This is a genomic window from Micromonospora zamorensis (assembly GCF_900090275.1).
In the GTDB taxonomy this organism is placed as follows: Bacteria; Actinomycetota; Actinomycetes; order Mycobacteriales; family Micromonosporaceae; genus Micromonospora; species Micromonospora zamorensis.
Genome location: NZ_LT607755.1, coordinates 6,233,822 through 6,253,662, shown reverse-complemented (window position 1 = coordinate 6,253,662; position 19,841 = coordinate 6,233,822). Strand labels below are relative to the sequence as shown.

At 69.5% G+C, this 19,841-nt stretch carries 19 protein-coding genes; 11 read left to right on the top strand and 8 right to left on the bottom strand.

Annotated features, from left to right (window positions below; all coding sequences use genetic code 11):
- Positions 1–107 precede the first annotated feature (107 nt).
- Positions 108–1,568, top strand: a complete 1,461-nt coding sequence (locus GA0070619_RS27980; RefSeq protein WP_088950785.1) for a CCA tRNA nucleotidyltransferase — start codon at positions 108–110, stop codon at positions 1,566–1,568.
- Between the two features lie 74 nt (positions 1,569–1,642).
- Here GA0070619_RS27980 and GA0070619_RS27975 read toward each other — a convergent pair whose 3' ends face one another.
- Positions 1,643–3,175 carry a flotillin family protein gene (locus tag GA0070619_RS27975; RefSeq protein WP_088950784.1) on the bottom strand — a complete coding sequence of 511 codons (1,533 nt, stop codon included), beginning with the start codon at positions 3,173–3,175 and terminating at the stop codon, positions 1,643–1,645.
- A 28-nt stretch (positions 3,176–3,203) separates the two neighbouring features.
- Positions 3,204–3,710, bottom strand: a complete 507-nt coding sequence (locus GA0070619_RS27970) for an NfeD family protein (protein WP_088950783.1) — start codon at positions 3,708–3,710, stop codon at positions 3,204–3,206.
- 180 nt (positions 3,711–3,890) lie between these two features.
- Here GA0070619_RS27970 and GA0070619_RS27965 point away from each other — a divergent pair, with 180 nt between their 5' ends.
- From GA0070619_RS27965 to GA0070619_RS27955, 3 genes are read left to right on the top strand one after another with little or no spacing between them, the layout of a single operon-like run.
- The gene (locus tag GA0070619_RS27965) at positions 3,891–4,226 is read left to right on the top strand and encodes a hypothetical protein (protein ID WP_088950782.1); all 336 of its coding nucleotides are present in this window, start codon (positions 3,891–3,893) and stop codon (positions 4,224–4,226) included.
- Between the two features lie 40 nt (positions 4,227–4,266).
- Positions 4,267–4,752 (top strand): methylated-DNA--[protein]-cysteine S-methyltransferase, encoded by a 486-nt coding sequence (locus tag GA0070619_RS27960; protein ID WP_088950781.1) that lies wholly within the window; start codon positions 4,267–4,269, stop codon positions 4,750–4,752.
- Positions 4,753–4,783: 31 nt separating this feature from the next.
- Positions 4,784–5,155 carry a ribbon-helix-helix protein, CopG family gene (locus GA0070619_RS27955; protein WP_088950780.1) on the top strand — a complete coding sequence of 124 codons (372 nt, stop codon included), beginning with the start codon at positions 4,784–4,786 and terminating at the stop codon, positions 5,153–5,155.
- 62 nt (positions 5,156–5,217) lie between these two features.
- Here the strand turns inward: GA0070619_RS27955 and GA0070619_RS27950 are convergent, their stop codons facing one another.
- Positions 5,218–6,297: an inositol-3-phosphate synthase gene (locus GA0070619_RS27950; protein WP_088950779.1), complete on the bottom strand. Its 1,080-nt coding sequence runs from the start codon at positions 6,295–6,297 to the stop codon at positions 5,218–5,220.
- A gap of 23 nt (positions 6,298–6,320) precedes the next feature.
- Positions 6,321–6,959: a PadR family transcriptional regulator gene (locus GA0070619_RS27945; protein WP_088950778.1), complete on the bottom strand. Its 639-nt coding sequence runs from the start codon at positions 6,957–6,959 to the stop codon at positions 6,321–6,323.
- Between the two features lie 175 nt (positions 6,960–7,134).
- Between GA0070619_RS27945 and GA0070619_RS27940 the strand changes: the two genes are divergently transcribed.
- Entirely contained in the window at positions 7,135–7,584 is a 450-nt protein-coding gene (locus GA0070619_RS27940) for a DUF5318 domain-containing protein (RefSeq protein ID WP_088950777.1), read from the top strand.
- Positions 7,585–7,723: 139 nt separating this feature from the next.
- Here the strand turns inward: GA0070619_RS27940 and GA0070619_RS34190 are convergent, their stop codons facing one another.
- Positions 7,724–8,443 (bottom strand): hypothetical protein, encoded by a 720-nt coding sequence (locus GA0070619_RS34190; protein ID WP_414855618.1) that lies wholly within the window; start codon positions 8,441–8,443, stop codon positions 7,724–7,726.
- Here GA0070619_RS34190 and GA0070619_RS27935 point away from each other — a divergent pair.
- Together GA0070619_RS27935 and GA0070619_RS27930 are read left to right on the top strand one after the other, a co-directional pair.
- A complete protein-coding gene (locus GA0070619_RS27935) occupies positions 8,406–10,691 on the top strand; it encodes a transglycosylase domain-containing protein (protein WP_414855617.1) in 2,286 nt (761 codons plus the stop codon). The two genes, GA0070619_RS34190 and GA0070619_RS27935, sit on opposite strands and share 38 nt — an antisense overlap.
- Positions 10,692–10,817: 126 nt before the next feature.
- A complete protein-coding gene (locus GA0070619_RS27930) occupies positions 10,818–12,326 on the top strand; it encodes a glycosyltransferase family 87 protein (RefSeq protein WP_088950775.1) in 1,509 nt (502 codons plus the stop codon).
- A 125-nt stretch (positions 12,327–12,451) separates the two neighbouring features.
- On the opposite strand, the gene GA0070619_RS27925 is transcribed toward GA0070619_RS27930, so the two are convergent.
- Positions 12,452–14,857: a hypothetical protein gene (locus tag GA0070619_RS27925; RefSeq protein ID WP_088950774.1), complete on the bottom strand. Its 2,406-nt coding sequence runs from the start codon at positions 14,855–14,857 to the stop codon at positions 12,452–12,454.
- Complete coding sequence (locus GA0070619_RS27920) at positions 14,854–15,645, bottom strand: deoxyribonuclease IV (protein WP_088950773.1); 792 nt, start codon at positions 15,643–15,645, stop codon at positions 14,854–14,856. The genes GA0070619_RS27925 and GA0070619_RS27920 overlap by 4 nt, the downstream gene beginning before the upstream one ends.
- Before the next feature lie 635 nt (positions 15,646–16,280).
- Here GA0070619_RS27920 and rpsF point away from each other — a divergent pair.
- The 4 genes from rpsF to rplI all read left to right on the top strand — a co-directional run bounded on the left by rpsF (position 16,281) and on the right by rplI (position 17,936).
- Positions 16,281–16,571: a 30S ribosomal protein S6 gene (gene rpsF, locus GA0070619_RS27915; RefSeq protein WP_036391391.1), complete on the top strand. Its 291-nt coding sequence runs from the start codon at positions 16,281–16,283 to the stop codon at positions 16,569–16,571.
- 80 nt (positions 16,572–16,651) lie between these two features.
- Positions 16,652–17,194 carry a single-stranded DNA-binding protein gene (locus GA0070619_RS27910; protein ID WP_172862133.1) on the top strand — a complete coding sequence of 181 codons (543 nt, stop codon included), beginning with the start codon at positions 16,652–16,654 and terminating at the stop codon, positions 17,192–17,194.
- Positions 17,194–17,475, top strand: coding sequence for a 30S ribosomal protein S18 (gene rpsR / locus GA0070619_RS27905; protein WP_051723758.1), 282 nt, complete (start codon positions 17,194–17,196; stop codon positions 17,473–17,475). The genes GA0070619_RS27910 and rpsR overlap by 1 nt, the downstream gene beginning before the upstream one ends.
- A gap of 14 nt (positions 17,476–17,489) precedes the next feature.
- Positions 17,490–17,936, top strand: a complete 447-nt coding sequence (rplI, locus tag GA0070619_RS27900) for a 50S ribosomal protein L9 (protein ID WP_088950772.1) — start codon at positions 17,490–17,492, stop codon at positions 17,934–17,936.
- 157 nt (positions 17,937–18,093) lie between these two features.
- Here rplI and GA0070619_RS27895 read toward each other — a convergent pair whose 3' ends face one another.
- Positions 18,094–19,626, bottom strand: a complete 1,533-nt coding sequence (locus tag GA0070619_RS27895) for a hypothetical protein (RefSeq protein WP_088950771.1) — start codon at positions 19,624–19,626, stop codon at positions 18,094–18,096.
- Positions 19,627–19,841: the final 215 nt, after the last annotated feature.

Sequence of the window (19,841 nt, the reverse complement as noted above, 5' to 3'; positions counted from 1 at the left end):
CGTCGAGCCGGACACCGACCCGCACGCCACAGACCATAGTCAACCCCCACCCGTTACCCGCGCCCGGCGGATCGGATCACACCCTGGCCCGATAAGCTGGCGATCCCATGTCCGAAGCTTCCGCTCCTCACGCCGCCGACCGCCGCGAACTCACCGCCGCGCAGCGCAACGCCGTCGCCGAACTGCTCCGCGTTTCTCCGGTCGCCGACGAGTTGGGCCGCCGCTTCGTCCGCGCCGGTCACGAGTTGCACCTGGTGGGCGGTTCGGTGCGGGATGCCCTGCTCGGCCGACTCGGGGACGACCTCGACTTCTGCACCGACGCGCACCCCGACGAGACGCTGCGGGTCCTCAAGGGCTGGGCCGAGTCGATCTGGGAGACCGGTCGGGAGTTCGGCACCATCGGCGCCCAGCGCGACGGCCTCCGGCTGGAGATCACCACGTTCCGCGCGGAGTCGTACGACCAGGTCAGCCGCAACCCGGTGGTGGTCTACGGCACCAGCCTCGACGAGGACCTGAAGCGGCGCGACTTCACCATCAACGCGATGGCGGTCAGCCTGCCGGAGCACCGGTTCACCGACCCGCACGGCGGGTTGGACGACATCTCGGCCAGGATGATCCGTACCCCGAGCACCCCCGGGGAGTCGTTCGGCGACGACCCGTTGCGGATGCTGCGGGCCGCACGGTTCGCCGCCCAGTTGCGCTTCGCCGTGCACCCGGACGTGCACCGGGCGATGAGCGAGATGTCCGCCGACCTGGACCGGATCACCGCCGAGCGGATCCGCGACGAGTTCACGAAGCTGCTCTGCGGTGCTGACCCGATCACCGGGCTGCGGCTGCTGGTCGACACCGGGCTGGCCGAACGGTTCCTGCCGGAGCTGACCGGGTTGAAGCTGGAGATCGACGAGCACGCGCAGCACAAGGACGTCTACGAGCACACCCTGACGGTCGTCGAGAACGCGGTCTCCTACGAGGAGGAGGGCTGTGACTTCATCCTGCGGATGGCCGCCCTCATGCATGACGTGGGCAAGCCGGCGACGAAGGCAGCGGCCCCCGACGGTCGGGTCAGCTTCCACCATCACGAGGTGGTCGGCGCACGGCTGACCAAGGCCCGGATGAAGGCGATGCGCTACCCGAAGGAGGTCATCGCCAAGGTGACCGCGCTGGTCGCGCTGCACCTGCGCTTCTACGGGTACGGGCGGGGCGAGTGGACGGACTCGGCGGTGCGCCGGTATGTCGCCGACGCCGGTGACCTGTTGCCCCGGCTGCACAAGCTGACCCGCTCGGACTGCACGACCCGCAACCGGCGCAAGGCGGCCCAGCTCGCCGCCGACTACGACGCGCTGGAGGATCGGATCGCCCGGATCGCGGCCGAGGAGGACCTGGCCCGGGTCCGTCCCGACCTGGACGGCAACGCGATCATGGAGTTGCTCGGCGTACCGCCGGGGCCGGTGGTCGGGCGGGCCTGGAAGCACCTCAAGGAACAGCGCCTTGAGCACGGCCCTCTGGACCGTGACGCCGCGGAGGTCGAGCTGCTGCGCTGGGCCCGCGCCGAGGGCCTCGTCGAGTAGCCCTCGCACCGAACCCGAGTGGAACTGACGGGCGCCACCCCCGAACCGGGAGCGGCGCCCGTCTGTGGACGTCGTCAGCGGGTCTCGACGGCGGTCCCGTCCACGGCCGGGGCGCTCTTGCCGGTGGGGGTGCCGTTGCCGGCCGCGGACGCTGAGCCGAGCCGGGACAGCAGACCGGCCAGGTCGATCCCGGTCAGGTCGCTGCCGAGCTGGAGCCCTTGGGCCACGTTGCCGGCCACCGACTTCGTCAGCGACGACGCGCCGTCGGTGGAGATGACGGTCATCTTGTCGATCGCCCCGATCGGCGCGCTCGCCGCCTCGACCACCTGCGGCAGCACCTTGACCAGCAGGTCCAGCACCGCCGCCTCCCCGTAGGCGGCGAACGCCTCGGCCTTGCGCGCCATCGCGTCCGCCTCGGCCTCACCCTTGGCCAGGATGGCCGCGGCCTCTGCCTGACCCTCCCGCTCCACGGCCTCGGCGATGGCGGAGCGCCGACGCTGCTCGGCCTCACCTTCCTTGGCGCCCTCGATCGCGTTCGCCTCGGCGAGCGCGGCACGCCGGGCCCGCTCGCCCTCACCGGTGAGCCGCGCCTGTTCGGCGGAGGCCTGCGCGGCCGCGATGACCGACTGCCGCTGTGCGTCCGCGTGCAGCACCGCCGCGGCGCGGGAGGCCTCGGCCTCCTGCTCCACCTTGTACCGGGCCGCGTCGGCGGGCTTGCGCACCTCGGTGTCCAGTTGGCGCTGCTTGAGTTCGGCGTTGCGCTCGGCGACCTTCTGCTGCTCGGAGAGGATCGCCTGGTCCCGTTCGGCCTGGGCCAGCGGGCCGGCGGCGGCGGACTTCGCCTTCGCCGCGTCGATCTCGGCCTGGATGCCGGCCTGCTTGAGAGACAGGTTCCGGTTCGCCTCCGCGATGGCCTCTTCGGCGAGCAGCCGCTCCTGCTCGGCCTGCTGCCGGGCCCGTGCCTCGGCGATGGCCGCGTCCTTGAGCACCCGGGCGGCCTCGGGCCGGCCCAGGTCCTGCAGGTAGGACCCTTCGGCGAGGATGTCCTGAAGTTGGAAGGTGTCCAGCACGAGACCCTGGTTGGTCATCGAGTGCTCGGCCTCCTCGGCCACCGCGCTGGCGAACGCCGCCCGGTCCCGGATGACCTCCTCGACGGTGAGCCGGCCGACGATCGAGCGCAGCGCTCCGGCGAGCACCTCCCGGGTGAAGTTGTCGATTTCGTCCTGTTGGTGCAGGAACCGCTGGGCAGCGGCTCGGATCGCGTCCTCGGTGCCGCCGACCTTGACGATCGCCACACCGTGCAGGTCGGCGCGGATGCCCTGCTTGCTCACCGCCCCCCGGATGCCGACGTCGATCCGTCGGCTGGACAGGTCGAGCGACTGGAGCTTCTGCACCACCGGCAGCACGAAGACCGAGGCACCGAGCACGACCTTCTGCCCGGAGTTGTCGGTCGAGCGCCCGCCGTCGGCGGTCTGGGTGGTGCGACCCTTGCGACCGGTGACGATGAACGCCTCGTTCGGTCCGGCCACCTTGATCCGGGAGAGCACGAAGAGCACCAGGATGAGCACGAGGAGGACCGCGCCACCGATGGCGATTAGCAGGGCCATATAAAGGAGTCCTGTCTACGAGGGGAAGTCAGTAGGTTTCGACCTGCACGCTGGTCTCGCTGAGCGCCTGCACCACGAAGACCTGGGCGCCGACCGGTATCGGCTGGTCCGCACGGGCGCTGAGCTTGACCGGTTGACCGGCGAGACGAATCCGTACCTCGCCGTAGCCGCCAACCGGCACCGGGGTGACGACCAGGCCGAGCGCACCGACCAGATCGTCGCGGGTGGGGGTGGGGTCGGTGCGCATGTTCCGCGCCGCCCGGCTGAGTCGGGACGCCAACCAGGCGGTGGGCACGGCCGCGAGCACGCCGCCGACCGCCGCGCCGACCACCATGCCAGGGGTACGCGCACCGAGCAGTTCGTTGACGATGGCCGCGCCGAAGCCGAACGCGCCGGCGAAGCCGGCGACCGTCTCGACCGAGATCGGCCCGTCGACGTCTGCGTGCCCGAACTGGAACAGCTCGGTGCCGAGCAGGGCGAGCGCGAGCACACCGATGCCCGCCCCGCCGATGATCAGAAAGATGAGCGTCCCCATTGCCACGACCTGCACGGTATCGATGCCGCGCAAGGTCTGACAGCCCCTGCGGGACACAAGATGATCTACCGATGTGGGTCGTCGGTGCTGACCAAAAAGGGGCAGTGCTGACGGATCTTGGCGAGCTATCTTCTGCCGCCGGCCGATCGTTCCGGTCAAGTCAGAACGAGAGGACCGCCCATGCTCGTCGTGATCATCATCTACGTCTTCGGTCTGGTGCTGACCGCCGCTATCCTGTTGGGCGTCGCGGCCACCTCCTTCGCCACCACATCGCGAGTCGATCGGGTGCTGGCCGGTATCGGTGCCGCGCTTGCCGGCTACTACGCCTACTTCCTGCTGAGCACCGGCGGCGGCGGACACATCACGGTCTTCTACGCGGCGCTGCTTCTCCCCTTCTTCGCCGGTCGCAAGCTCTACCTGGGCTTCCGGGACCGCGATCGGACCCGCGCCGAACGGGCCGCTGCGGCGGAGGCGATCCGGGCTGCCGAGGAGTGGCGTTCGGCCCGCCGCTGGTAGCCGGGCGGGCCAGGAAGTCCGAGACAGGGAGAATGGGTGGATGCGCTGGACCGTGCTCGACTCACCGATCGGCGAGTTCTCCGTCGCCACCGACGGCACGAGCGTCTGCGGCGCCCATTTCGGGCGGGTCGAGGCGGCGGCGGACGATCCTGACCACGAGGTGTCCCGGCAGGCCGTCGCCGAGCTGCGGGCGTACTTCGCCGGCGAGCTGACCGCGTTCACCGTGCCGGTGTCGATGCCGCGCGGCTCCGACTTCGAACGGGCCGTGTGGCGGGAGATGACACGCATCCCGTACGGGGAGACGCTGACGTACGGCGATGTGGCGCGTCTGGTCGGCGATCCCGGAGCGGCACGGGCGGTGGGAGTGGCCTGCAACCGCAACCCGGTCCCGGTGATCGTGCCGTGTCACCGGATCGTCGGCGCGGGCGGCAAGCTGGTCGGTTTTGGCGGGGGCCTGCCTCGCAAGGTCAAGCTGCTGGAGCTGGAGGCCGGTGTCGCCCTACGACACACATGGTCGGGAGGTTGACGCCGGTCAACCAGAGTTATACAGCTTCGGTATGGCCTTCACCCTGACCCTCAAGCCCGAAGTCGAAAAGCGCCTCAAGGAGCTTGCCGAGGCTGAGCAGCGGTCGATGCACAAGACCGTGGAGGTGGCCATTCAGGCCTACCTGGATCGCCAGGTCTATCCGACCGCGCTCGACAAGTCGGCAGCGCTCCTGCATGGCCTGATGATGTGGCGACCACTCGACGTCTGGAACGCCGGACTCGGCTGGGCGGCAATGCGGGTGTTCCTGGCCCGGGCCGGCTTCGTTCTCGACATGCCCGCGAAGGAGCGGATGGCGTTGACCGACGCGCTGGCCAGCGGCGAGGTCGACTCGGTTGACGAGTTGGCGCTGCGGCTGTCGCCGTATCTGGAGATGTCGAGCTGAACGCGGCGAGGGCCGGGTCCGTTTCGGACCCGGCCCTCGCCGGTGCTTGCTGTTTCAGCGGGTCAGCGCGCGACCTCGCCGGCGATGAACTCCTCGACGGCCTGGTGGGCGTCGTGGTCGGCGTACTGCACCGGCGGGGACTTCATGAAGTACGACGAGGCCGACAGGATCGGGCCGCCGATCTTCCGGTCCAGCGCGATCTTCGCGGCCCGGACGGCGTCGATGATGACGCCGGCCGAGTTCGGAGAGTCCCACACCTCGAGCTTGAGCTCGGCGTTGAGCGGGGTGTCACCGAACGAGCGACCCTCCAGGCGGATGTACGCCCACTTGCGGTCGTCCAGCCACGGCACGTGGTCCGACGGGCCGATGTGCACGTCGCTCTTGCTCATCTCGTGCGGGATCTGCGAGGTGACCGACTGGGTCTTCGAGATCTTCTTCGAGACCAGCCGCTTGCGCTCCAGCATGTTCATGAAGTCCATGTTGCCGCCGAAGTTGAGCTGGTACGTGCGCAGCAGCTCGACGCCGCGGTCCTCGAAGAGCTTCGCGAGTGCGCGGTGCACGATGGTGGCACCGACCTGGCTCTTGATGTCGTCACCGACGATCGGCAGGCCAGCGTCGGTGAACTTCTGGGCCCACTCCGGGTCGGAGGCGATGAAGACCGGCAGGGCGTTGACGAACGCGCAGCCGGCGTCGATCGCGGCCTGGGCGTAGAACTTGGCGGCCTGCTCGGAGCCGACCGGGAGGTAGCAGACGACGACGTCGACCTGCGCGTCACGCAGCGCCTGCGCCACGTCGACGGGGGTGGCGTCGGACTCCTCGACGATCTCGCGGTAGTACTCGCCCAGACCGTCGAAGGTCGGACCGCGCTGCACGCTGATGCCGGTCGGCGGCACGTCGCAGAGCTTGATGGTGTTGTTCTCGCTGGCGACGATCGCCTCCGCGAGGTCCATGCCCACCTTCTTGGCGTCCACGTCGAACGCCGCGACGAACTCCACAGCGTTGACGTGGTAGTCGCCGAAGGCGACGTGCATGAGACCCGGGACGCGGTCGTTCGGGTTGGCGTTCCGGTAGTACTCGACGCCCTGAACCAGGGACGAGGCGCAGTTACCCACACCGACGATGGCGACGCGGACGGAGCCCATAGCGTCTGCCTCCTTCTTTTCTGTCACGGCCGCTCATTCCTGGTCTCTCCAGGCGGAGGCGGGCTGTTGTCTTCTCGTCGGCCGCCGGCTGTCCCGATGTTCGGGACCGTCGGGGCTCGGCCGGAGCGCTCGTTGGCGATGAGCTCCTCCAGCCAGCGGACCTCGCGCTCACAGGCATCAAGGCCGTGGCGCTGCAGTTCCAGCGTGTAAGCGTCGAGGCGCTCGGCCGCCCGGCCCAGCACGTCGCGAAGCCCTTCGCGACGCTCCTCGATCTTGCGGCGGCGACCCTCCAGAATGCGCAGGCGGGTCGCCTGGTCGGTCCGGGCGAAGAACGCGAAGTGCACCCCGAAGCCCGTGTCGTCGTACGTCTCGGGCCCGGCCTGTGCGATCAGTTGGGCGAAGCGTTCCTTGCCCTCCGCGGTGATTTTGTAGACCACCCGACCTCGTCGGCTGGTCAGCGCGGGGACCTCCTCGGCAGTGGCGGGCGTCTCATCAGCTTCGGTGATCCATCCCGCCGCCTGCAGCCTGCGTAGCGTGGGATAGAGCGAGCCGTAGCTGATCGCCGCCCGGATCGCGCCGAGTTTGGCGGTCAGCTCCTTGCGCAGCTCATAGCCGTGCATCGGAGACTCCTGCAGGAGGCCGAGGATGGCGAACTCAAGCACTGGCCACCCTCTCTTTACCCTCCGGCGTGGAGCGGTAACCGCCGCGATGTATCGGACCGATACATCGCACGTTAGCGGGTCGCGCGTGCCAGGGCAAACCCCCGCTCCGAGACGGTGTCGTCACGGATTGTGAGCGTGGTCGCCTGCTCGGGCCGGACCGCGTACCCTTCTTCGCATGCGTACGCAGCGCCAGGTCGTCGACTACTCGCTTCAGAAGCGAGCAGTGCTGCGTGAGCTCCTGGCCGGCCGGGTCGGCACGTACGACGTGTGCGACGCATCGCCGTACCTGAAGAACGCCGCCCGGTTCCACGGTGAGCCGACCGACCGACGCTGCCCGATCTGTCGCAGCGAGAACTTGACTCTCGTCCACTACATTTATGGCGACGAGCTCAAGCAGTCCGCCGGGCAGGCCCGGACACTGACCGAGTTGCCTGTCCTGGCGATGACGCTGCGTGAGTTTCAGGTCTTCGTGGTGGAGGTGTGCCTCGGTTGTGACTGGAACCATCTGGTCGAGCAGTACCTGCTCGGCCGGGACGGTCTGGCCGGCGACAGCGACGGCACCGGCGAGCAGGACGTGGCGGCCGCCGAAGGTGCGGGTCGGCGGAGGCGAGAGGCGCAACGGTGATCACAGCTGGTTGGACCGGCCCCGGGGCCGTAGACGAAACCCGGGACGGTCAACCGCTCGTTGGTCCGATTAGCCCTATTAATACGGCAAGTCCCCCGGTGAAACGGCACCCCCGTGCCGGTGTCCAGGGTGAAGCAACTCACGGCAACCCGGTGGCGGCGCAGTCGCGCCCCACCGCGACCGGCAGGGTGTGAGGAATGAACTCGTACGGCGATCCCAGTTCTACGCGTGGACGGGCCCAGCACTCGGGCCCCGAGGGCGACCCCGGGCCGGTCGCGGACGACGCGTACCGCCGCCCCGGCGGTGACTCCCGCGGGAATGGCTGGTCGGCTCCGGAGGGTGGCACGGCGACCCCGGGCCGCGCTTCGGTGACCCCACGGGCCGCCGGTGGGCGGGCCACGGTGGGCGGATCGGCCTCGGTGCCGCCGCGCGGCGCTGCTGCGGCTGGTTCCGCCTCGGTGGGCTCGGCAACCCCCGGCCGCGCAGGGCGGGCGTCGGTGCCGGTGTCGCCGGCACCGGGTGTGGCCGCCGGACGCGCCGGTGCGGGCCGGGCCTCGGTGCCCGTGTCCCCGGCGCCGGGCGCACCGGCAGGCCGAGCCGTGGTCGGCGCCGCCGCCGTCGGTGCCGCCGCCCCGGCGGGGCGAGCCAGCGTCGGTTCCGCGTCGGTGGGTGGCCGTGCCGCCGTCGCCCGGGCGAGCGTCTCGCCGGTCTCCGGTGGGCCGGGCGGTCCCGGTGGTCCAGGTGGACCGAACGGTCCGGGCAGGGGCGGCCGTGGTGCGGGTGACCCGGGCGCCGCCCGACGGGCGAAGAAGCGCAAGCGGATGAACCTGTTGATCGCCGGTGTCGCGGTCTTCATCATGCTCGCGGGTGTCGGCGTGGTCGGGTTCACCTACTACTCGACCAACGTGGTGCTGCCCGACGAGATCACCCCGCCGCAGGCGACCACCCTGTACGCCTTCGACAACAAGACGATCATCGCCAAGGTAGGCGATCAGAACCGCACGCTGGTCACCATCGACCAGATCCCGCAGTGGGTGCAGGACGCGGTGGCCGCAGCCGAGGACCGGAACTTCTACCGACACTCCGGTGTGGACTACAAGGGCATCGCGCGGGCTGGCTGGAACAACCTCTCCGGCGGTGACAAGCAGGGTGCCTCCACCATCACCCAGCAGTACGCGCGCAACGCCTACGACAACCTGAAGGACGACACGTACGCGCGGAAGGTGAAAGAGGCGATCCTCGCCTCCAAGCTCAACGACGAGTACACGAAGCCGCAGATCATGCAGCACTACCTCAACGTGATCTACTTCGGCCGGGGTGCCTACGGCATTGAGGCGGCGGCGCAGACCTACTTCGGTAAGTCGGTGAAGACGCTCAATCCGGCCGAGGGTGCCGTCCTCGCGGCTCTGATCAAGCAGCCAGAACCCAGCTCCACCCACCAGGGGTACGACCCGGCGATCAACCCGACCGCGGCCCAGGATCGCTGGAACTACGTGATCGAGGGCATGGTCAAGGAGGGCTGGCTCGGTGTGCCCGGCAAGAAGGACCGGCCTACCGAGTACCCGACGAAGACCCTCAAGGCCCCGAAGAAGGGCGGCATTGGCGTCGACTTCGGCGTCGACACCCCGTACGGCAACGTGATCAACTACGTCCGGGAAGAGATGCGGGACCGAGGCATCTGCGTCGAGAAGGACGAGCAGGCTACGGAGGCCAAGCCTCTGTGTTCCCAGGCGCTCATGGCTGGCGGTTACCGGATCCGCACGACCGTCGACAAAAATATTCAGGCTGCGGCGGTCGAGACGGCCCAGCGCAAGTCCAAGGGCTCCGAGTTGGCCGACCAACCGAGCAACCTAATGGCTGCGGTGGTCGCGATCGACCCCACCAACGGTCGGGTGGTCGCGTACTACGGCGGTGACAACGGGACCGGCACCGACTACGCCGGCAAGAACACCGACTCCACCGGGGCAGTCAGCGGCGGTCACTCGCCCGGCTCAAGCTTCAAGATCTACACGCTGGCGGCCGCGCTCAAGGAGAAGAAGGCACTCGAGTCTCGGTGGAAGGGCAAGGCCTTCACCCCGGACGGCACCAAGTTCAAGGTCAGCAACGCGGGAGACGACAACCCCGACTGCGGTAACTCCTGCACGCTTCGGGTGTCCACCCTCAAGTCGCTGAACGTGCCGTTCTACTACGTCACTCAGGAGATCGGCGCGGACAAGGTCGTGGACATGGCCAAGCAGGCTGGCGTGACCACCATGTGGCGCACTGACACCAATCCCGCGAAGGCCTACGACCTGACCAAGAGCGACCCGAAGGACATCACGCCGGAGCCGTTCTTCAACGTGGTTGGCTATGGCCAATACCCGATCACGGTGCTGGACCACGCCAACGGCGTGGCCACCTTTGCCAACGGGGGCGTCTACAACAAGGCGCACTTCCTGTACTCGGTGGAGAAGCAAAACCCGAACACCGGCAAGTGGGACAAGGTCTACAGCGAGAAGCTCGACTCGAAGCGGAGAATCGACAAGGGCGTGGTGGACGATGTCACGTCGGTGTTGAAGGATTATCCGGCAGCGGTCAACCACCGGCTCGATGACGGCCGCAAGGCGGCCTCCAAGACTGGCACCTGGGAACTCAAGGGTGACAGCAAGGACAACGGCGACGCCTGGATGATTGGCTATACGCCCCAATTGGCCACTGCGGTGTGGGTGGGCAACGTGAAGGACCGGAAGCCACTCATCCTCAAGGACAAGCGGAAGGTCAGCGGTGGCAACCTCCCCGGCGACATCTGGGAGCGGTTCATGGACGAGGCATTGAAGGGCAAACCGAAGGTCGACTTCCCGCCGGCCGCAAACGTCGGTGACCCGAACTCCGGGAACGGCGAAGCGCCGCCACCGCCACCGCCACCGACGGGTCTGCCGGGTCTGCCGGGCGGCCCGACCTGTGATCCGCTGACCGACCCGTTCTGCCCGCGTGTCGGCGGCACCCCGGGCGGCAACCCCGGGGGTAACCCGGGCGGCAACCCCGGAGGCAACCCGGGCGGCAACCCAGGAGGCGGCGGAGGCGGCGGTGGCGGACTGCTGCCCGGTCTACCACCCGAGCGAAACTGACCCGCACCGCTTTATGACGCCGCCGCCGGCCGGACGACCTGTCCCGGCCGGCGGCGGCGTTTTCATACCCGGATGTCCGCGCCGGGACGGGACGGACACCCCCGTCGTACGGCAGGATGCCTCTTCATGAGCACCCAGTCGACGCCCGGCATCGACGACGCCGGTACCACCGACCACCCGTCCCGCTCCGACGGGTTCGTCCGCGGCATGTCCAGCGCGATCGGCGGCCCGCTGGGCGACCACGCGACCGCACTGGACCGGCCGGCAGGCCAGGAACGTCGCTTCTGGACCGCGGTCCGGATCGTGCTGGCGCTGGCGTGTCTCACGCTCGCGCTGCACTGGGTGCAGAAGTCCCCCTGCCAGGACGGCGCCTGGCAGAACAACGTCCAGTACACCCGGTTCTGCTACACCGACGTCCTCGCCCTCTACTACGCCGAGGGGCTCAACGAGGGCAAGGTGCCCTACCGTGACCACCCGGTCGAGTACCCGGTGCTGACCGGCTACTTCATGGGGGCGCTGGGCCTGCCGGTGCACGCGATCGGCGAGGGCGACCCGAGCATCAACCAGGCCCAGTGGTTCTACAACCTCAACGCGTTGGTGCTGGGCGCCCTCGCGGTGGCCACCGTGGCGGTGATCCTGGCCCTGCGCCGCCGACGACCCTGGGACGCCGCGTTGTTCGCGCTGGCCCCGGCGCTGCTGCTCACGGCCACCGTCAACTGGGACCTGCTCGCCATCGGGCTGGCCGCCTTCGGTCTGCTGGCCTGGGCTCGGAAACGACCAGCGGTGGCCGGCGTGCTGCTCGGGCTCGCCGGTGCGGCGAAGCTGTGGCCGCTGTTCCTGCTCGGGCCGCTCCTCGTCCTGGCGCTGCGGGCCGACCGGATCCGCGCCGCGCTCATCGCCACCGGCACGGCGATCGCCGCGTTGGTGCTGGTGAACCTGCCGGCCGCCCGGGCATACCCGGAGAACTGGGACCGGTTCTTCGAGCTGAACACCACCCGGCCCATCGACTGGGGCACGCTCTGGTACATCGGCCGCTACCTGGACGGCAAGGTCGGCAACGACCCCGCCCAACTCGGGCCGTTCGAGTGGCTGAACGCCAACATCCCCACCCTCAACACCATCTCGTACGCGCTGTTCGGGTTGGCCTGTCTCGGTGTGGCCGCGTTGACGCTGCGGGCACCGCGTCGCCCGCGGCTGGCGCAGGTCGCCTTCCTGGTGGTCGCCGCGTTCCTCATCTTCAGCAAGGTCTGGTCTCAGCAGTTCGTGCTGTGGCTGCTGCCGCTGGTGGTGCTGGCCCGACCCAAGTGGGGTGCCTTCCTGGCCTGGCAGATCGCCGAGGTCTGCTACTTCGTCGCCTTCTACGGAGAGCTGCTCGGGGCGGCGACCAGCCGTCCGGTCTTCCCGGAGGGGGTGTTCGTGCTGGCCTCGACGTTCCGGCTGACCACCGTGGTGGTGCTCTGCGTGCTGGTCGTCAAGGAGATCCTGCACCCCGAGCGTGACGCGGTCCGGGCGACCTATCCGGACGACCCGGACGGTGGCGTGCTCGACGGCGCACGAGATGCCCCCTGGGTAGACCGCTGGCGCCGGCCCGCCGACAGCGAACCCTCTCGCGAACCCGTCACCACCACCACCTGACCCAAGCTTGACCGCAGCCCGACCACGTCAGGATTTGCGGGGAGCCCGCCCGGCGCAGGGATCAAGCCTGACCGCCCGGAGCCGGGTGGGCTCCCCGCAAATCCGCCTTAGAGATCAGCCACGTCTCAGAGCCGATAAACGACCGCGTCGCCGACGTCCTGCCGAGTGATGCCCAGCGAATCGACCGGCGCGTCGATGGTGATCTCCCACGGAGTGCCCACCACCTGCCCGCGCAGCAACACCACGGAGCGGACCCCGAGCGTGCGCAGGTAGTCGACGCTGGTCTGGTCGGGGAACGACTGGCTCACCCGACGGACGTCATCGAGCTGGCGCGGAGTGAAGCCGCTGCCGCCATTGACCACGTCGGGGAAACCGCTCGTCGACCACAGCATCACGTGCTGGTCCAGGCTCTGGTTGCTCGGCAGCACCAGAAGCGGCCCCTCGGTGGAACGCATCGCTGCCGGTTGGGTCGGCACCACCGGATGCGGCGTGGTGTTCAGGCCCTCGACGGCGACCAGCAGCAGCGGCAGCAGGGTGGCCGTCCGCAGCCACGGCCCCGGCCACGACGGGATCCGCTGCGCGGTCAACTCACGGACCCGGTCGGTGAGCGCGGTGACCGCGCCCGCCGCGAGCAGACCCAGCAGCAGCGTGGTCCACAACATCAACCGACCGGGGGTACGCAGTCCGTTCCAGCCCGGCAGGTGCTCGAAGAGCGGCACGTAGGTGAAGGTGCCGTCGAAGAAGCGGGTGCCCATCGCGAAGGCCATCGTCACCAGCACTCCGGCGAGCAGCAGCAGTCGGTGCCGCAGCCGCCAGACCGAGAAGAACAGCCCACCCGCGGCCAGCGCGTAGAGCACGAACCCGGGCAGCAGGGTCATCTCCGGGTGCCACGGCAGCGCTGCGCGTGCCCCCTCGTGCAATCCACCCCAGATCCGCGACTCGGCCGGTGCCGTCACGAAACCCGACGCCGGCGGCGAGAAGATGCTGATGTCGTCGATGGTCCGCTCGGCGTACGGGTGCAGCTCGGTCACCTTGAAGAACGGGAACGCCATCAGCAGACCCACACCGGCGAAGAACAACCCGCCGAGCAGGTCCGCGAGGAACAACCGGCGACCGAAGGGCACCGCCTGGCCGGTGCGCAGCCGCCGCGCGTAGTAGAGGACGGCGGTGACGATCACCGCGCAGGCCAGGAAGTACGCGAACGGCAACCCGATACCGAAACCGAGGCTGAGCTGCCAGGCCGCCACCAGCCAACCGGCGTACACCCATCCGTCGTGTCGGCGCTCGGGCCGGTAACCGTGCCGCAGTGACCAGCCGTGCCCGCGCGCCAACATCGCCAGCGCCAACGGGATCCCGCCGTTGGAGAGCACGTGCAGGTGCCCGGCCTGGGCCAGCAGCCACGGCGCGTACGCGTAACTGACGCCGGCGACGGCGGCGCCGATTCGGCCAGCCCCGAGCTGCCGGGCCAGCGCGTACGCCCCGAGCGTGGCGAGCGCGTGCGCCAGCACGAACATGATGTTGTAGCGCAGCACCGCGTCCTCGGGGCCGCTGCCGAGCATCCCGGCCGGGGCGTACCCGAGCAGGGTGTCGGAGAACGCGAAGCTCCACAGCTCGGGGAAGAACGTGTTGGACTGCCACAGGCGCGCCGGTTCAGCCAGCAGGATGTGCCCGGACCAGGCCATCTGCCAGGCCTGCAGGCTCGGGTCCCAGTAGTCCTGCGGGAGTGTGTAGCGGGGATAGCGCAACGTCGGCCACGTCATCAGCACAGCCAGTGCCAACGCGCCGAGGGTGGCCAGGGTCCACTCGTGGATCAGGAACCGGCCGACGGCTCCGCCCGCCCGGGTGACGATGGAGGGCCGCGGCTCCGGAGCGGAGGCGAACGCCTCCCAACGATCGGGGTTGTCCGGCTTGGCCTCATCGGTCTTGGTGTCACCGTCGGGTTTTGCCTGACCGTCGGTCCTGCCCGCTCGCCTGCCCCTACTCCACCACCTGCCCTTGCCCGATCCTGTGCCCTTGACCGGGACGTCTTCCGAGCCGCCGTCCGTGCCGTCCTTGGCCGGGGCGCCGTCTTTGCCCGCGTTGATCGTGCTGTCGGCCTTGTCGGCGTTGGCGGTATCGCTGTCCTTGGCGGTGCCGTCCTTGGCCGGACTGCCGTCCTTGGCGGTGCTGTCGCTGGTTGCGGTGCCATCCTCGGTGCCGCCCGTGGCCGCGCTGCCCTTCCGGCCGTCGCCCTCACCGGTGGCGGCGTCCCCAGCGGGTTCCTCCTTGGCACCGCCACCCTTCGAGGGCTGCGGGTCGCCGCTCGTGGTGGCTCCGGTCGTGCCGCCGTCGCTCGACCGCGGCCGGTCGGCGACGGCCCCCGCGATCGGCGCAGTGGTCTCGGCGGTCGGCGCGGAAGTCTTGCCGGAGACGGCGTCGGAGGTGCGATCCGGCTGTGCCGGGGTGCCCGAGGCGGAGGCGGATCGGGTCTCGGCGTCCGTCCCGGTGGGGGTGGGCCGGGCCTTCCCGGTCCCGGGCTGTCCGGTCGTCATGCTGCCGGGCTCGCCGTCCCGAGCTGCTGGCGGAGGAAACCGATGTCCGCTGTCTGGCCCTCCACGCCACCCGGTGTCTCGACGACCACCGGGGCCCCGGCGGCCCGGATCACCGCCACGACCAGCTCCGGGTCGATCGTGCCACCGCCCAGGTTGTCGTGGCGGTCCTGGCCGGAGTTGAACGCGCCCTTGGAGTTGTTGGCGTGCACCAGGTCGATCCTTCCGGTGATCGCCTTGACCCGGTCGACGAGGCCGAGCAGTTCCTCGCCGCCCGCGTACGCGTGGCAGGTGTCCAGGCAGAAGCCGACCTCGTAGTCGCCGATGGCGTCCCAGAGTCGGGCGAGCGCGTCGAGTCGCCGGGCGCACGCGTTGTCGCCGCCGGCGGTGTTCTCGATCAGGACCGGCACGCCGAAGCCGCCGGAGTCGGCCGCGTACGCGAAGGTCTTGCGCCAGTTGTCGAAGCCGACGGCCAGATCGTCCCCGGCGTTGACGTGTCCACCGTGGACGATCAGACCCTTGGCGCCGATGGCGGTGGCCGCGTTGGCGTGCCCGAGCAGCAGCTTTCGGCTGGGAATCCGGATGCGGTTGTTGAGGGTGGCCACGTTGATGACGTACGGCGCGTGCACGTACAGGTCAACCTCGGCCGTGCGCAGCTGCTCGGCGTCCTCCCGGGGCTTGGGTGCCTTCCATCCCTGTGGGTCGGCGAGGAAGAATTGCACGGTGTCGGCGGACCGGGCGGCCGCCTCCGCCAGCGGGTCGGTCGAATCGACGTGGGCTCCGATACGCATGCGAGCGAGCCTACGTCGCGACCCCGACTGGCGGGGTGACGGCCGGGGCGGTGTCGCGTGCGGTCGCGTCACCGGACGGACCGACGATCGTTGATGGAATTGAACCGGCGACCAGCACCCGGTGCCGCCAGCGACGCAAGCCCGCAGATGGCGACCGGAGGTCGACGGCCGACAGCGAGGTCACCTCCGCCGTGCGGCCCGGCGTGGCGGAGGGGACCCCTCGCACAGCGATCGCCCACCGATGAAGAATCTCGGCAATTTGTGCTTTTTCCTCCAACAAGGTACGAGTGCCGTTGTATCGTCAGGTAACAACACGATAAAGCTCCGCGGGGCGTCTTCGGTCCAACCTCATCGGTGTGGTCGTTCCTCCCCAGGTCCCACCCAAGGAATGCGGACCAGACGCCCCGCGGCCTCGTAGACGGGGGTCCACCATCGGCCGGATGACGGTCGAATGGGGGCCCCCGTCATCCTGTCCGGGCGCTGACCCGACCACCCCGGGCATGATCGTTCGGACCGGGTATCCTGGTCAGGTTGTCCGCGTCCGGTCGGGTTCCCTCGGCACGTGCGGGCAGCGACACAAGACCTCCTGCCACGGAAGGACCGTGGCCGCTTAGCCCACAGGAGGTGAGCACGTCTTGCGTCACTACGAACTAATGGTCATCCTCGACTCCAGCCTCGAGGAGCGCACCGTCGCACCGTCGCTCGACACGTACCTGAACGTGATTCGGACCGCGGGTGGCTCGGTTGAGAAGACCGACGTGTGGGGCCGCCGGCGCCTCGCGTACGAGATCAACAAAAAGGCCGAAGGCATCTACGCCGTCATCGACCTGCAGGCCACGCCTGCTGCGGTGGCCGAGCTGGACCGTCAGCTCCGGCTCAACGAGTCCGTGCTGCGCACCAAGGTCATCCGACCGGAAATGCGCTAGAGCATCCAACCCCGGTTCGTCCGGATCAGCCTCCGCGACTCTGTCGTACGGCTCTGCGAGCCTGTACGACGAGACGCTGAGTGCGCGAGGAGATGGTCATGGCAGGAGACACCACCATCACGGTCATCGGCAATCTGACCGATGACCCCGAGTTGCGGTTCACCCCCTCCGGGGCTGCGGTCGCCAAGTTCCGAGTCGCTTCGACGCCCCGTTTCATGGACAAGGCGTCGAACGAATGGAAGGACGGCGAGCCGCTGTTCCTCGCATGCACCGTCTGGCGGCAGGCCGCCGAGCACGTCGCCGAGTCGCTGCAGCGCGGCGCTCGGGTGATCGTGTCGGGCCGGCTGCGTCAGCGGTCGTACGAGACCCGCGAGGGTGAGAAGCGCACTGTCATCGAGCTTGAGGTCGACGAGATCGGCCCGTCGCTGCGCTACGCCACGGCGAAGGTGCAGAAGATGTCCCGCTCCGGCGGCGGTGGCGGCGGCTTCGGTGGCGGCGGTGGCGGTGGCAACCAGGGTGGCGGCGGAGGCAACTTCGACGACCCCTGGGCTTCGGCTGCTCCCTCTCCCTCTCCCGCGCGTGCCGGTTCGGGCACCAATTTTGACGAGGAGCCACCGTTCTAATGGCGCCTAGCGCTCGCGATCGCAAACCAGGAGCACGTGCAACGGCCAAGGCTGCGGCACTGCGCAAGCCCAAGAAGAAGGTGAACCCGCTCGACAAGGACGGGATCGCCTACATCGATTACAAGGACACCGCGCTGCTGCGCAAGTTCATCTCCGATCGCGGCAAGATCCGCGCTCGTCGGGTGACCGGCGTGACCTCGCAGCAGCAGCGGCAGATCGCCCGTGCGGTCAAGAACGCCCGTGAGATGGCGCTCCTGCCGTACACGGCCACCACCCGCTGAGAGGAGGCACCGATATGAAGATCATCCTGACTCAGGAAGTGTCCGGCCTCGGTGCCCCGGGCGACATCGTCGAGGTTAAGGACGGCTTCGGCCGTAACTACCTGCTGCCGCAGGGCTTCGCGATCGCCTGGACCAAGGGCGCGGAAAAGCAGGTCACGGTCATCAAGCGGGCCCGTGGGGCCCGCGAGATCCGCGACCTCGACCACGCCAACGAGGTCAAGGCTCAGCTCGAGGGTCTCAAGGTCAACATGAAGGTCCGCGCCGGCGACGGCGGACGGCTCTTCGGCTCGGTCACTCCGGCCGAGATCGTCGACGCCGTCAAGGCGGCCAGCGGCCCGGTCCTCGACCGGCGTCGGCTGGAGGTGCCCGGTCACATCAAGTCGACCGGCACCTACCCGGTGAAGATCAAGCTGCACCCCGAGGTGACCGCGTCGTTCAACCTGAACGTCGTTCAGGGCTGACGTCCGCAACACCAACACGAAGGCCCGCACCGAGCGATCGGTGCGGGCCTTCGTGCGTACGTCATCTGAGCCCGACCCGGCCCCGGTCGGTGCCCCCTGACCTGCCGGGCAGGTCAGGCGGACGCCCGGTCGGTCCCGCCCTCCCTCGCAGGGCAGGTCACCCGATCGGCTGGCCGGTCACCGCGCTGATCAACACCGTGGAGAGGCCGCCGCCCACCACCGCCGCGGCGAGCGCGATGGTCGCCGAGCGCCACGTCGTACCCACCCGACGCAGCAGCGCTGCCACCACCAGACTGCTCACCAGCGCCAGACCGAAGCGCGGCGAGCCCGCGAGCAGCGACTCCAACGCGCGCGACCGGGCCGATTCGCAGCCACCCCCGCTGATGTCCGTCACACAACCAGCCGGCGCCTGGCTGTCCAACGTCAACAACCAACCGAAGATCAGCATCGCCGGCACCAGGTAACAGGCCGCAGTGAACAGCAATGGCCGGAAGGGCCCGCCCGGATCCGGGTCGAGCAGATCGTCCTCCAGGCGCCGCGAGAAGGCACCGTTGGCCGCCGACTCGACCCGCTGACGCACCGACGCCGCCCCGACCGCAGGCCGGTCCGGCCGACGCCGTGGCGCTCCGCCACGCGGCACCGGCGCACTGCGCGGTCGCGGAGCGGTGTAACCCACCACCGGCGACCTGGGCGCCGACGTCGCCGGATCCATCCACCGGGGGTCGTCATCGGCCAGCCGCGTGCCGGGCCAGAACCCGTCGTCCCGTGCCGGCCAACCCTCCGCGGCCACGGACCGGTCCGAGCGCGGCGGCAGCGTACGGTCCCACTGGTCGTCCTCGATCGCGGACCGCTCCCACTGGCCGGTGCGGTCGGACCGCTCCCAGCCACCGACGCTCTCCACGGCCGACCACTGCCCGCTCAGATCCGTGCCGTCCGCCCCGGCGGCCGGCGGCCACGCGTGCACACCCGAGGCATCCCAGGGATCCACAGCGGGCGGGTACGACGGCTCGGGCTCAGCCACCCGGTCGGACCCGCGCACCCACGGGTCGGCCGCCGGACGGGACCAGGACTCCTCCGCCGCACGGCGGCTACGCCGGGTGGGGCGGCTCACGTCCGGTTCAGGCGCGGGCTCGCTCGGGGCGGACTCCAGATCCCCGCCCGACCAGATCACCTGAGGACGGCCAGCGGGGGCGCGGCGGGGGCGACGGTCCTGGATCGCACCGGAGACCGGCTCGTCCTCCCCGGCGTCGGCGCGTCGACGGCCGGCGTACCCCTGGTCCTGCGGGCGGTCGAGCGTCCACTCCCGAGTGTGGTCGGAGTCCGGGCCGGCACCGATCGCCGCCTGTTCGCGCCAACCCGCCTCGCTGCGCCGACCGCGGCCGCTCGGCGCCTCGGCAGAGCGTCGGCCAGGACCGGAGGTGGGCCGCTCGCGTTCGTCCTCGTCCGGTGCCGCGTGACGCCCGCCGCCGTCAGCGTGCCGGACACCCGACTCCAACGCCCACCGGGGCAGGTAGGCGTCGACGGGCTCGTCCTGGCCCCGGTCCAGTGCACGCCGCCGACTGGAGGTGCGGTATCGCCCATCCTCGTCGTACGGGTCGACCGGAACGGACGCCGCGCGTTCACCCCACGAGGCGGTCGGCTGGCGCTCGCGCGGGCTGCCATCCCCGCGTCCCCAGTCCCGGTAACTCACGGCCGGAGTGTGACCCTTCTGAACCGAAAGCGGAATCCGCTGTCCAGGTGTAGCCGTTCGCTGGAGATAGTACGGGACGATCGTGTCACAGGCCCGACCGAAATATCTTCCTCCACAGGCTGGGGAGCACGTTTCCGCAGGTCAACGAGTTATGGCGAAGAATTCCCCAACAGTTTTCCACAGGCTGTGCACACACCGCGCACATGCTGTCCCCC

Bases quoted from the DNA above. Each gene is read 5' to 3' on its own strand.
- rpsR (WP_051723758.1), top strand. From the start codon at position 17,194: ATGGCGCCTAGCGCTCGCGATCGCAAACCAGGAGCACGTGCAACGGCC.
- GA0070619_RS27940 (WP_088950777.1), top strand. From the start codon at position 7,135: ATGCGTACGCAGCGCCAGGTCGTCGACTACTCGCTTCAGAAGCGAGCA.
- GA0070619_RS27975 (WP_088950784.1), bottom strand. From the start codon at position 3,175: ATGGCCCTGCTAATCGCCATCGGTGGCGCGGTCCTCCTCGTGCTCATC.
- GA0070619_RS27935 (WP_414855617.1), top strand. From the start codon at position 8,406: ATGAACCTGTTGATCGCCGGTGTCGCGGTCTTCATCATGCTCGCGGGT.
- rplI (WP_088950772.1), top strand. From the start codon at position 17,490: ATGAAGATCATCCTGACTCAGGAAGTGTCCGGCCTCGGTGCCCCGGGC.
- GA0070619_RS27955 (WP_088950780.1), top strand. From the start codon at position 4,784: ATGGCCTTCACCCTGACCCTCAAGCCCGAAGTCGAAAAGCGCCTCAAG.
- GA0070619_RS34190 (WP_414855618.1), bottom strand. From the start codon at position 8,443: ATGATGAAGACCGCGACACCGGCGATCAACAGGTTCATCCGCTTGCGC.
- GA0070619_RS27980 (WP_088950785.1), top strand. From the start codon at position 108: ATGTCCGAAGCTTCCGCTCCTCACGCCGCCGACCGCCGCGAACTCACC.
- GA0070619_RS27950 (WP_088950779.1), bottom strand. From the start codon at position 6,297: ATGGGCTCCGTCCGCGTCGCCATCGTCGGTGTGGGTAACTGCGCCTCG.
- GA0070619_RS27960 (WP_088950781.1), top strand. From the start codon at position 4,267: ATGCGCTGGACCGTGCTCGACTCACCGATCGGCGAGTTCTCCGTCGCC.
- GA0070619_RS27925 (WP_088950774.1), bottom strand. From the start codon at position 14,857: ATGACGACCGGACAGCCCGGGACCGGGAAGGCCCGGCCCACCCCCACC.
- GA0070619_RS27920 (WP_088950773.1), bottom strand. From the start codon at position 15,645: ATGCGTATCGGAGCCCACGTCGATTCGACCGACCCGCTGGCGGAGGCG.
- GA0070619_RS27965 (WP_088950782.1), top strand. From the start codon at position 3,891: ATGCTCGTCGTGATCATCATCTACGTCTTCGGTCTGGTGCTGACCGCC.
- GA0070619_RS27930 (WP_088950775.1), top strand. From the start codon at position 10,818: ATGAGCACCCAGTCGACGCCCGGCATCGACGACGCCGGTACCACCGAC.
- GA0070619_RS27970 (WP_088950783.1), bottom strand. From the start codon at position 3,710: ATGGGGACGCTCATCTTTCTGATCATCGGCGGGGCGGGCATCGGTGTG.